The following is a 12,092-nucleotide window of genomic DNA, read 5'->3' as shown; positions in this document are numbered from 1 at the left end:
CCCCTTTACGCAGAGGGAGGCGGCAGGAAGTCGACCTCATGCAGCGCCGACAGCCGCACCAGCTCTTCCGGGTCTGTCACCCCATCGAGTGCGCAGAACAGTTCAAACAGCTTGCGCGACGGCGCCACCCCGAATACGCAAGCCGCCGGAGCTCCGGAGCGGTTGAAGATGCCATGCGCAATACCCATTGGCATCCGCACCGTGTCGCCCGGGCCAGCCCGATGGACATCGCCGCCGAACTCGACTTCCAGCGTGCCTTCCAGCATTGTGATCCACTCGTCTTGAGTAGGGTGCACATGCGGCGGCACAAAGGTGCCGTCCGGGATGACCGCATGCCAGATAAATGCGTTTTCGCTGTGCAGCTTGGGCGTATAGGTATGCCCCACCACATTCCAGGACAGGTTTTCCAGCCCGTCCTGTGCCTTGGTGATTCCCTGATCCAGAGCCATGCTTTCCTCCCATGTCCGTTCACCCGGTGAGCTTAGGGGCGGGGCAGCAAAAGGCTTATCCGGAATGCGCAAAATAACGCAGCCCGGGGCGATTGCCTGGGCACCGGGCCGTGTTAGGCTGTAGCGATGACCACACGGCAGGCAGCACATAGGCGCGAACCTTTGCGGGCATGGCGGCAGTTTCACAGCCGCGACGTGGATGAAACGCGCGCATTGGTGGCGAGGAAGTTTTGCGACCACCGCCTGCAGCCCAAGGGCCAGGCAGGCAGTTTCGCCACCCGCTATAACCACGTGGGCGGACGCAACCTGTCTCTCAACTACCTCAGCTACGGGTCGGCGGTGCAGATCGATCCGGGCGAGCTGCAGGATTTCTACCTGGTTCAGCTGCCGCTTAGCGGCGGCGCGCGGGTTGCCAACGGTGGCACAGAGGTGCGCTCGGACCGCCGGACCGCCACTGTCCTGAACCCGACCCGCGCAACCCGGATGACCTGGCATGCCGATTGCCGGATGCTGCTGCTGCAAATCAGTAAAACAGCGCTGCACGGCTTAGCCGAACGGGCGACCGGATTATCCCTGCCCGAGCCGGTGGTTTTCGACACAGCACTGCCGGTTGGTCAGGGCGGTATGCAAAACTGGACCCGCCAATTCGCAGCCTGCATCAGCGCGACAGATGCACAGAAGGGTTTCGGCCACTGGAGCGCTTTGCAGCAAGAAGTGATCGAAGAGCAGTTGATCCTTGGGCTGCTAACCCGTCAGCACAGCAATATCCGCCACCTGCTGAAATCCCGTGCACCGGCAGGCAGCCGCCAGATCCGCCGGGCGCAGGATTTCATCCATGCGAATGCCGGCGATCCGCTGACTGTCTCTGCTATTGCGGCTGCGGCAGGCTGCAGCATCCGCTCGCTGCAAGCGGGATTCCGGCAGCACGCCGGCCTCTCCCCCGCAGAATATCTGCGCAATCTGCGATTGGACCTGGCACATTACCTGCTCTTGTCCCGGCCCGCTGAGACGGCCGTCGGCAGCATTGCCTATGAATGCGGTTTCTCACATCTGGGCCGCTTCTCCCAAAGCTACCGGAACCGTTTTGGCGAATTGCCCAGCGCCACCCGCGCCTCTTCTGCGAAACCGGAGCAAAGCGCATGATCCCCACTTGCGCGGCTCAGGTGCAATGTTTAAACGAACACCACCTGATTTCTGCCGCCCGCAGAAACCGGTGCCGCTGTAGCTCAGCTGGTAGAGCACGTCATTCGTAATGATGGGGTCGGGGGTTCGAGTCCCTTCAGCGGCACCAAAATAGACTCTGTGGTCTGTGACCTTCTCTAAAGCTTTAAGTGGCAAGGCTATATGAGGCAGGTTGGGGGCGCTCTTCACCCGCCTCAAGCCATTGCAAAAATCCGGCACACAGAACCCCGGCGGGCTGATTTGGACCGCCAACGAAGGCTCCACGGTAAGTGCTTCCGGCAACGGCCTGACCTCAGGCTAGGCCGCAAAGTTCGGAAGGCCGGGTCTCTCTGACAAAGGCGCTTCATCACCCCCCTCCGCCTCAGAGTGCGCAGCAGGCAGCACTATCCGGAAACAGGCTCCGGGCCCTTCGTTTGTGACAGAGATGGCCCCGGACATATCCCGGATAGTGCCAAAGCTGATCGACAAACCCAGGCCTGTTCCTTTGCCAGGATCCTTGGTGGTGAAAAATGGCTCAAACAGCTTGTCCAGGAATTCCTCCGGCACTCCACCGCCAGTGTCACGGATTTCGATGACATGGCCATCTTCCGTCGCGAATTCGGCGGCGATAGAAATCATGCCCTCGCTTGCGCCGCTGGCTTCGATTGCGTCGCGGGCATTGCTGACCAGGTTAAGCAGTACCTGCTCGAAAATGACCTTCTCTCCCAGCACAACCGCAGGCTCGTCAGACATTGCCAGCCGCAGGGATATATCCTGCGTATGCAGCTGCGTCCGGGCCAGGGTTGCCATTTCCTCAAGGCTGGTGCGCAGATCGAACGGCTCGCTGACACCCTCGGCCTTACGTCCGAACACCCGCATGTGATTGATGATCTGAGAGGCACGCTCGGTTTGCTCGCCCATGCGGACAAGCTTGCTGCGCAGGTAGTCAAGCTCAGCCTTGCCTTTGTCGATCCGCTTGACGCAATTGGTCGATGCCATCCGGATCACCCCAAGCGGCTGGTTGAGCTCATGGGCAATCCCGGTCGCCATCTCACCCAAAGTGGCAAGTTTCGAGGCCTGGATCAGCTGATGCTCTGAGTGGCGCAGGTCAGTCACGTCTTTGGCGGACAGCACGGTTCCGATGCCTTCCACTTGAGATTGAACCGTCAGCAGGATCCGGTCCGGCGCACGGCGGATTTCACGCGGCGTGCCCTGTTCGCGGGTAAGCTGCTCTTCAATCCAGCTTTCATGGTCTTTCACGGCAGGGAATGCACCTTGATCCAATCCTTCTTCCAGGAAACTGCGCAGAGTGAAATCATCTGGCAGCACATCCAGCAGCGCGTGGTTGAACGACCGGAAAGCTGCATTCACAAACAAGACGGTTCCATCGATGCCAAAGATCGCAACCTGCTCTTCCACCTGGTCAAAGGCTGTGATCAGGCGCTGCTGTTCAAGCCGTGCCAGCTCGATTGCCCGCATTGCCTCGCGGAAAACGACCGTTGCACGGGCCATATCACCGATTTCATCCTGGCGCTCCGTATCCGGCACTTCGATGATTTCGCGCTTGCCTGCGATGTCCCGCAGGCACCCGACAAGCACCTCAACACGGGCCTTTTTCTCCAGCAGCTCGTCCTGCTGGTTTTGCAGAACCCGGCGGTCATGGGCCAGTGTGCGGGCCATGTTGTTGAAACACCGCGCTGTATCCGCCAGCTCGTCCCGGCCCCGTACATGGATCTGGCAGCCCAGATTGCCGCCGGCGATGGCGCGGGCGCCTTCACGCAGCCAGTGCAGCTGGCGGGTCAGCATGGTGCCAAGCCCGTAGCCGAAGACAGCCACCAGCGACATGCCCAGGATTGCGACAATCACATTCCAGCGCAGCGCCTGGGCGATTTCCTCTTCCACCGCCAATGCCGACAGGCCAAGCTCAATGTATCCGTAAGTGGTGCCGTTGACGGCAATGGGCAAATCAATATCGATCTGATGGTCGCTGCGAGCGGAATCAAAGTCCGCGTCGCGCTGAAAAGGAACGGCAAGCGCGGCTTCCTCGCCGCCCTGCGACAGGACCGCTCCGCTGGGGCTTTTAACGCGCAGATAAGTGAGCTCCTCACTGGAAACCGCAGTGGCAATGGTTGCGTCCAATGTCGCCAAATCCGTCGAAATCACGGCGTCCGAAACAGCATTGGCAAAAACACGCGCGGTTGCTTCGGCCCGCTGATAAAGCTGGGTGGCCGCGGAGCCGCCCAGAGCAAATTGGTTGATCCCGATAAGCAGCGCCATGACCGTAAGCTCGATCAGGGCGATGCCAAGAATTGTTTTCAGCCGGAAGGACATTCAACGTCTCCTTGCTTGGAAATTCCAGTGTCTTCCCGGGCCATTCCCAGCGCCCGGACATCGTCCCAATCGCTGTCCTTGGCCTGGACAAATCCCTTCATACCGATGGCCTTGACAAGTTCAGGGTAGGCCTCGGACAGGAGAAGCAATTCCTCCTGCACAATCTGCGCCAGGTCATCTGCAACGCTTTGGTGAACTGCGACGGCATGAGGGGTGTACCCGTCGGTTTCGTAAATGACCCGCAGTTGCGCACGCACTTCAGGGTCCACCGCATTCCAGGTCCGGGTCACCCCCCCGCCCGCTGCCATCAGCCCGGCGGCAACTGCGCGGTAGACGCTGTCATGGGACTTCACATATGACGGGGTGAACTCGACACCTTCTTTTTGCAGGGAGGCCCGGTTCAGGATGCTTGCGCCAAAAGCGCCCGGTGAAGGAAAGGCAATTCTCTGCCCGGCGAGGCTGCTGAGGTCCGCGAACGCTGAGTCCGCACGGGCCACCATAACGCCTTTCAGGCGCTTGCCCTCCTGATGCGCAATCGCCCGGTATGCCGCCTCCTGCGAGAAGATGGTGTAATGCATCGGGTTCATGTAGGCGAAGTCAAAAGCGCCGGCGGCCAGGCAAGCTTCAAACGTCGGGATATCCTTGGTGGTGCGGAACCGGAAGGTCATCCCCGTGCGGCTGCTCAATTCATCCAGCACAGGCCCCCACATGCGGGCCAGGCGGCTGGCGGATTGCTGCGGCACAATACCAAATGTGACTTCCCGGTTCGCGCCGCTCTGGCCCGACTGAGCGGGCGAACAGTGAACGAAGGTTAGGGCCGCAGCGGCTGCAAGAAGCAGTCTCATGCCACACCTCCTGCGGCACGGACGCGCGCATCATGCATTTCCTGAGTGACTTCTTGCACCCGCTTGAGCAGTTTCTGGCCGCTCTTGAGACAGCCTGGGGCCCCGATTCCAACTCCGGCACCTGCTTTGATCGCTTCGACCAAGAGGTCAGCATCAAGCGGCTTCGACAAGAAATCGACAGCGCCGATCTGTTCGGAGGATTTAACTGCAGATGGGTCGCCGCTCAACACCACAAAGTTGAGATCCCGGTCCGGGAAACGGGCCTGGGCCCTGGAGACAAGCTGGATTCCGGTGGACGAATCGCCCGAAGGATCAACGAAGTGAACATCGGTTACGACCACGCCGATGAACGGGTACCATTCAAGGACTTCCATCGCCATATCGACACTGTCGGCAATGATGGCATTCCAGCCTTCAAGATCAACAATATCCTGCAGCTCTTCCAGTGCGTCCTTGTCGTCGTCAACAACTAGGACGGTCATGGCTTGGACGTCTTTTGGGGTGTCTGTATGGGTCATCTCACTCTCCGCTGGCTGTTGAAGTTACAGTCACAGGATGAGCTATGTATACCGTTGCACACAATGACTTTAGCACGGCCCTATCCGTCAGAGCGCGGCAGGCCTATCCAAAAGGTGCACAGGCCTTACCCGGGTGAATAGGGTCAGGCCCGCTCACCGATGACTTCAATTAAGTCATCAATATCAAGAGGTTTTGAGAAACAGGCCGCGGCTCCAAGTGCGATTGCTTCCTCCCGCGACGATTCTGCGCCATGACCGCTGACGACAACCACAATACCCTGATAGTTGATCTGGTTCAGGTGGCGAATCAACTCAAGCCCGCCCATCTTCGGCATTTTCAGATCAGTGACCACAGCGTCAAAGGCCGCACCCTCGAGCTTCTGGAGAGCATCAGGAACGGACTCGGCAGTGGATACGTCAAAGTCCTCCAGTTCCAAGGACTCTTGAAGCTCTTCCCGCAGCAGGGGTTCATCGTCAACAATCAGAACATTGGTCATATGCAGCCTCCAGCAGTTTCGCGGCCAGCATGACACAGATCTGTTAACATGCTGATGACCTTTCGATCAGCATGGCGCAGCAATTCTTGGAGAAGGTGATCAAAAGGCATAGCCACAGCGCCTTCCCGGCACACCTATTTTAGCACTTTTGATAGATGAGAACGCTCTGAGTGCCGACCCGGTAACGCCTGCCGCAGTCTTCAGAACCACAGGACTGCAAAAAGCGCTATGCAAAGCGCGTCCGGGGTACACCCGCGCCTGCGGGTGCACTGGCTTCACCAGTACTCCCTGGCAGCCTTGGGCGTGGCGCTGCGCCACGCCCAACGGGAGCGGACTTTTCAAAAGTCCTGCGACGGGCGGGAGCCTCCTGCAATGCCCGGAAACCGGTACCGGTGCCTAGCGGCAGCCCCTCCAGATGCCTGTCACGGCCTCAAACGAGGCTGCCGTGGCAATGCTTGAACTTCTTGCCCGAGCCGCAGGGGCATTTGTCGTTGCGTGAGGGGTTGCCCCAAGTCGACGGGTCATCCTCGACGAAACCCGGCGCCGGATCTTCAGCCAATGCTTCAGCTGCAGCAGGCTGAGCAGCCATCTGCTGCATGGCTGCCTGGCGGGCCGCCATCTCCATCAGCATCTGCTGCTGCTCCTCGTCAGTCATCGGGCGCACACGGCTAAGCTGCTGGGATACTTCCTCGCGCAAGCTGTCGAGCATGCTTTCGAACAGCTGGAAGCTCTCATTCTTGTACTCGTTCAGCGGATCCCTGTTCGCATAGCCGCGGAAACCAACAACCGAGCGCAGGTGCTCCAGGGTCAGCAGGTGCTCGCGCCATTTCTTGTCGATGGTCTGCAGCAGCACCTGTTTTTCGATGTTGCGCATGTTTTCCGGGCCAAAGGCCTCGGCCTTCTCAGCCATCATCGTGTCGGAGGCTTCGACCAGCCGCTCGCGGATCTGCTCATCATCCACGCCTTCCTCGGCAGCCCACTCCGCCACCGGCGCGTCGATCGACAGCATTTCGCGGACCTGTTCCTGCAGGCCCTGGGTATCCCACTGATCGGCATAGGTTTTGGGCGGCATATGGGTGTCCAGGAGGTCGTCGATCACCTCGTGGCGCATGTCGTCAGTGATCTCGGACAAGTCCTCGGACGCCATGATCTCGCGGCGCTGGCTGAAAATCACCTTGCGCTGGTCGTTCATCACGTCATCGAATTTCAGCACGTTCTTACGCATGTCGAAGTTGCGGCCTTCGACTTTGGCCTGGGCGCGTTCCAGGGATTTGTTCACCCAAGGGTGAATGATCGCCTCGCCTTCTTTCATGCCCAGCGAGGACAACAGCTTGTCCAGACGTTCTGAGCCGAAGATGCGCATCAGGTCGTCTTCAAGGCTAAGGTAGAAGCGAGTGCGGCCCGGGTCGCCCTGACGGCCGGAACGGCCGCGCAGCTGGTTGTCTATGCGGCGGCTTTCGTGGCGCTCGGACGCCATCACGAAAAGCCCGCCTGCGTCCAGCACCTTCTGCTTTTCCTCAGCGTGTTTGGCTTCTTCCGCTTCACGCAGCTCGGCCGGGTCGGCCTCGGGGCTGGCGGCCAGGGCTTCAAGCACCTTCATCTCGACGTTGCCGCCCAGCTGAATGTCGGTGCCGCGGCCGGCCATGTTGGTGGCAATAGTCACCGCGCCATAGCGGCCGGCGTCGGCGACGATCTGGGCTTCCTGCTCGTGGTGGCGGGCGTTCAGCACGTTGTGCTGAATGCCTTCCTGCTGCAGCAGGTGGCTCAGCAGCTCGGACTTCTCGATCGAGGTGGTGCCCAGAAGAACCGGCTGGCCCTTCTCATGGGCAACCTTGGCTTCCTTGATCATCGCCTCGTATTTCTCGCGGGCGGTACGGTAGACCTGATCGTCTTCATCCACCCGTGCAATCGGGCGGTTGGTGGGCACTTCGACGACACCGAGGCCGTAGATTTCCTGAAATTCCTCGGCCTCGGTCATCGCAGTGCCGGTCATGCCGGACAGCGTGTCATAGAGGCGGAAATAGTTCTGGAAGGTCACCGAGGCCAGTGTGGTGTTTTCCGGCTGGATATCCACCTCTTCCTTGGCCTCGATAGCTTGGTGCAGACCTTCGGACAGACGGCGGCCCGGCATCATCCGGCCGGTGAATTCATCGATCAGCACTACGTTGCCGTCGCGGACAATGTAATCCTTGTCCCGCTGGAACAGCTTGTGAGCGCGCAGCGCCTGGTTCACGTGGTGAACAACCGTGGTGCTTTCCGGATCATACAGCGAAGCGTCTTCTTCAAGCAGGCCATGCTCGCGCAGCTTCTGCTCAAGATATTCGTTGCCGTCTTCGGTAAAGGTCACACCGCGGGTTTTCTCGTCCACCTCATAGTGCTCTTCCGCCAGCAGCGGGATCACCTTGTCGATGGTCGAGTAAAGCTCGGACCGGTCCTCGGCGGGGCCGGAGATGATCAGCGGGGTGCGGGCCTCGTCGATCAGGATCGAGTCCACCTCGTCGACGATGGCAAAATTGTGCTGCTTCTGGAACACCTGCTCCAGCGACGGCTTCATGTTGTCGCGCAAGTAGTCAAAGCCCAGTTCGTTATTGGTCGCGTAGGTCACATCGCAGCCATAGGCGGCCATTTTCTCGGCATCGGGCTGGTTCGACCCGATCACGCCGGTGGTCATGCCCAACTGGGCAAATACCTTGCCCATCCATTCGCTGTCGCGCGTGGCCAGGTATTCGTTCACCGTGACCACATGCACACCCTTGCCGGTCAGCGCGTTCAGATAGGCCGGGAAGGTCGCCACAAGGGTCTTGCCCTCGCCGGTTTTCATCTCGGAAATGTTACCCTGATGCAGGAAGATCCCGCCCATCAGCTGGGTATCAAAAGCACGCAAGCCCAGTGCCCGCTTGGCTCCTTCGCGCACGTTGGCAAAGGCCTCGGGCAGCAGCGCATCCAGGCTTTCACCGCCAAGTGCCCGCTTGCGCAGCTCTTCGGTTTTTTCGATCAGGCCTTCATCGCTGAGCTTCTCGAACGTCTCTTCCAGCCCGTTAATCTGCGCGATCAGCGGCCGCGTCGCCTTGATTTTACGGTCGTTCGGCGTGCCGAAAACCTTTTTGGCGAGTGTTCCGAAACCCAGCATATTTTCTCCAGCGATCCTATCTGCGGCCTTTGCACCGGGCAGGCTTGCCCGCCGTGTCCGCAACCCATAAACAATGGTGCAAAGACGGTCCTGCCAATGGCCTCAAGGCGATGTAAGCGGCAGGGTATTGAGTGTCAACGGCACGCCCCCTTGCGGCCATGGAATAGGAAGGTTTCAATGCGTAAAGGTCTCACTTTTCTGCGCGGTATTGCGGTGGCGGCCTGTGCGGCGCTTCCGCTGGCTGCTGCAGCAGCTCCGCACGCCAATACGGTGGTCGCTTCGGTCAACGGCGAGGAGATCACCATTGGCCACATGGTCATGGCGCGCGAAAACCTGCCTGAACAATACAAGCAGCTGCCTGATGAAGTGCTCTACAATGCCATCCTCGACCAGCTGATCCAGCAAACCGCCCTGAAACAACAGCTGCACGGGGAGGTGCCCCACTATGTGCAGCTGTCGGTTGAAAACGAAGAACGCGCCATGCTGGCCGCCAATGTGATCGAGATGATCATGGCCAAGGCCAGCACCGAGGAAAAACTGCGCGCCGCCTATGACGAGAAATATTCTTCGGGCGACGGCGGAGATGAGTTTCACGCCGCCCACATCCTTGTCGACAGCGAAGAAGATGCCCTGGACGTAAAGAAAGAACTGGATGCCGGCGCCGATTTCGCCACGCTGGCCAAAGAGAAATCTACCGGCCCCTCTGGCCCGAACGGCGGCGATCTGGGCTGGTTCACCACCGGCCGCATGGTGCCGGAGTTTGAACAGGCAGTACTGAAGCTGCAATCCGGCGAGGTGTCCGGCCCGGTGCAGACGCAGTTTGGCTGGCACGTGATTCTTCTGCACGAACGCCGCAAGACCGAAGCCCCCGAGTTCGACGAGGTGCGGGCCCAGCTCGCCGATGAGCTGCGCCAGAAAGCAGTTGAGGACCGAGTCAATGAGCTGACGGCCGCTGCCGAGATCGAGCAGAGCGAGATCGAAGACCTGGATCCGGCCATTCTCAAAGACCTCAGCCTGGTAAGGAACTGATCATGGGCGGAACGATGCCTGTCTCTCCCCTGGCCCCGGCCAGCTTTCCCGATCTGCCGGTTATCAAGGGCGTGCGTTTTGCTGCCGCCGCAGCCGGTGTCAAATACCAGGGCCGCACAGATGTGATGCTGGCTGTGATGGACCCGGGCACCGCGGTGGCCGGCGTCTTCACCCGGTCCAAGACCCGTTCGGCGCCGGTGCTGGACTGCCAGGCAAAACTGGGCGGCGCCACAGATACCGGCGCGGCAATCCTGGTGAACTCGGGCAACTCCAACGCCTTCACCGGCCACTATGGGCAAAGCTCGGTGGCTGAGATCACTGCGGCTGTGGCGGATGCAACTGGCCTGCCCGGAGAGCGGATCTTTACCGCCTCCACCGGCGTGATCGGCGAGCCTTTGCCGCATGACCGGATCGTCGCCAAAATCGGCGAGCTGAATGGCGCGCTGGCTGAGGCCGCATTGGAAGACGCAGCCAAAGCGATCATGACCACCGACACCTTTGCCAAGGGCGCTGCGGCTGAGGTCGAGATCGGCGGCCGGACGGTGCGGATTGCCGGCATTGCCAAGGGTTCCGGCATGATCGCGCCGGATATGGCGACAATGCTGGTTTACATCTTCACCGATGCGAAAGTGGAGCAGGCTGCCCTGCAAGCGCAGCTGGCTGAGATTTGCAACCGCAGTTTCAACTGCATCACCGTGGACAGCGATACTTCGACCTCGGACAGCCTGATGCTGTGCGCCACCGGCGCCTCAGGAGTGGACGCCACCGGCAATGCAGAATTCGCTGCCGGATTGGAGAAGGTCATGCTGGACCTCTCGCATCAGGTGGTGCGGGACGGCGAAGGCGCGACCAAATTCGTGGAAATCCAAGTCACCGGCGCAGCCTCCGATGCCGATGCCAAGGTGCACGGGCTGGCCATTGCCAACTCTCCGCTGGTCAAAACCGCCATTGCCGGCGAGGACCCCAACTGGGGCCGCGTGGTGATGGCGATCGGCAAATCCGGCGCCGCGGCCGATCGGGATCTGCTGTCAATTTCCTTTGGCGATGCTCTTGTAGCAGAAAAAGGCTGGGTGTCGCCGGACTACAAGGAAGAGCTGGGCGCAGCCGAGATGAAGAAGCAAGAGATTACCATCAAGGTGGATCTGGGCCTGGGTAACGGAAAATCTACCGTCTGGACCTGCGATCTGACTCATCAGTACATCTCTATCAACGCGGATTACCGGTCGTGAAGGTGGTTCTGGTTTCCGCAGTCGCGCTCATCGATGTAGATGGGCGTGTGCTGCTGGCGCAGCGGCCAGAGGGTAAGTCGATGGCCGGCCTGTGGGAGTTTCCCGGCGGCAAGATTGAACCCGGCGAAACCCCGGAGGCCGCACTGGTCCGGGAGCTGCACGAAGAGCTGGGGATCGATACCTGGACCTCCTGCCTGGCGCCCCTGACCTTTGCCAGCCACTCCTACGAGGACTTCCACCTGCTGATGCCGTTGTTTGCCTGCCGTAAATGGGACGGCATTCCGCAAGCCAAAGAGGGTCAGACACTGAAATGGGTGCGGCCGCAGGATCTGCGCGACTATCCGATGCCGCCGGCTGACATCCCGCTGATCCCGATCCTGCGCGATTGGCTTTGAGCCGCTGCGGCCCTGCTCCCTGGGGCCGCATCACTACCCTGACGAAATCCAGGCACTTTTCCGGACGTTTGACTGCAGCGATTCGGCCAGTGAACGATTTGTTAATCATTCTCTTCAAACATTAGAGGACGTTCGCAACCACCACCCGGAATTGTACACAGGCAGGAGACGGCCATGTTTCGGACAATTACTGTGGGAAGCTTCTCACTGGTTCAGGGCATCTTCATACGAGCACTCCCGGACGGGAAAATAGCGGTGCGGGTCGGCAAAAAAACATACGAAGGCCGCCCTGTTTCACCGGCCGCCTGAGTCGCCACTCACGGTTTTCAGGCGGAAAGGGCAGCTTCTCCCGGCTGCCCTTTTCCAGTGCCATGGCATGTTATTGAGCGGAGAAGCACCCTGCACTTCCGGTTAGGGCCCCACCGTTTTGAACCTGGGAGACCACCTTCCAGTCAGCTTTCCCTACGGCAGCCGCCAAGGCATAGTAGTTTGGCAGCAGCGAAGGGCC

10 protein-coding genes and 1 tRNA gene are annotated in these 12,092 nt (G+C 60.0%); 5 read left to right on the top strand and 6 right to left on the bottom strand.

Features of this window, described 5'->3' with window-relative positions; translation table 11 throughout:
* Positions 1-5: 5 nt before the first annotated feature.
* Entirely contained in the window at positions 6-449 is a 444-nt protein-coding gene (locus RA19_RS11375; RefSeq protein ID WP_039162596.1) for a cupin domain-containing protein, read from the bottom strand.
* Positions 450-575: 126 nt separating this feature from the next.
* Here RA19_RS11375 and RA19_RS11370 point away from each other — a divergent pair, with 126 nt between their 5' ends.
* Together RA19_RS11370 and RA19_RS11365 are read left to right on the top strand one after the other, a co-directional pair.
* The gene (locus tag RA19_RS11370) at positions 576-1,592 is read left to right on the top strand and encodes an AraC-like ligand-binding domain-containing protein (RefSeq protein ID WP_039162594.1); all 1,017 of its coding nucleotides are present in this window, start codon (positions 576-578) and stop codon (positions 1,590-1,592) included.
* A 72-nt stretch (positions 1,593-1,664) separates the two neighbouring features.
* Positions 1,665-1,740, top strand: a tRNA-Thr gene (locus RA19_RS11365).
* A 188-nt stretch (positions 1,741-1,928) separates the two neighbouring features.
* Here the strand turns inward: RA19_RS11365 and RA19_RS25785 are convergent.
* The 5 genes from RA19_RS25785 to secA all read right to left on the bottom strand — a co-directional run bounded on the left by RA19_RS25785 (position 1,929) and on the right by secA (position 8,931).
* Positions 1,929-3,941, bottom strand: coding sequence for an ATP-binding protein (locus RA19_RS25785; RefSeq protein ID WP_052261759.1), 2,013 nt, complete (start codon positions 3,939-3,941; stop codon positions 1,929-1,931).
* Positions 3,926-4,786 carry a phosphate/phosphite/phosphonate ABC transporter substrate-binding protein gene (locus RA19_RS11355; RefSeq protein WP_082020519.1) on the bottom strand — a complete coding sequence of 287 codons (861 nt, stop codon included), beginning with the start codon at positions 4,784-4,786 and terminating at the stop codon, positions 3,926-3,928. Before RA19_RS11355 ends, RA19_RS25785 begins: the two co-directional genes overlap by 16 nt.
* Positions 4,783-5,304: a response regulator gene (locus RA19_RS11350; protein WP_039162592.1), complete on the bottom strand. Its 522-nt coding sequence runs from the start codon at positions 5,302-5,304 to the stop codon at positions 4,783-4,785. Before RA19_RS11350 ends, RA19_RS11355 begins: the two co-directional genes overlap by 4 nt.
* Positions 5,305-5,447: 143 nt before the next feature.
* A complete protein-coding gene (locus RA19_RS11345) occupies positions 5,448-5,801 on the bottom strand; it encodes a response regulator (RefSeq protein ID WP_052261758.1) in 354 nt (117 codons plus the stop codon).
* 430 nt (positions 5,802-6,231) lie between these two features.
* Positions 6,232-8,931, bottom strand: a complete 2,700-nt coding sequence (gene secA, locus RA19_RS11340) for a preprotein translocase subunit SecA (RefSeq protein ID WP_039162590.1) — start codon at positions 8,929-8,931, stop codon at positions 6,232-6,234.
* A 177-nt stretch (positions 8,932-9,108) separates the two neighbouring features.
* Between secA and RA19_RS11335 the strand changes: the two genes are divergently transcribed.
* Genes RA19_RS11335 through mutT form a run of 3 tightly spaced genes read left to right on the top strand, consistent with a single transcriptional unit; the run spans position 9,109 to position 11,584 of the window.
* A complete protein-coding gene (locus tag RA19_RS11335; protein WP_039162589.1) occupies positions 9,109-9,960 on the top strand; it encodes a peptidylprolyl isomerase in 852 nt (283 codons plus the stop codon).
* Positions 9,961-9,962: 2 nt separating this feature from the next.
* On the top strand, positions 9,963-11,189 hold the full coding sequence (gene argJ / locus RA19_RS11330) for a bifunctional glutamate N-acetyltransferase/amino-acid acetyltransferase ArgJ (RefSeq protein WP_039162588.1): 1,227 nt from the start codon (positions 9,963-9,965) through the stop codon (positions 11,187-11,189).
* Positions 11,186-11,584, top strand: a complete 399-nt coding sequence (gene mutT / locus RA19_RS11325; RefSeq protein WP_039162586.1) for an 8-oxo-dGTP diphosphatase MutT — start codon at positions 11,186-11,188, stop codon at positions 11,582-11,584. Before argJ ends, mutT begins: the two co-directional genes overlap by 4 nt.
* Positions 11,585-12,092 lie beyond the last annotated feature (508 nt).

Origin of the sequence: Leisingera sp. ANG-M1, assembly GCF_000813745.1 — a bacterium.
In the GTDB taxonomy this organism is placed as follows: Bacteria; Pseudomonadota; Alphaproteobacteria; order Rhodobacterales; family Rhodobacteraceae; genus Leisingera.
Note: the sequence above shows the minus strand (reverse complement) of the source record. Positions and strands in the feature narration are given on the sequence as shown.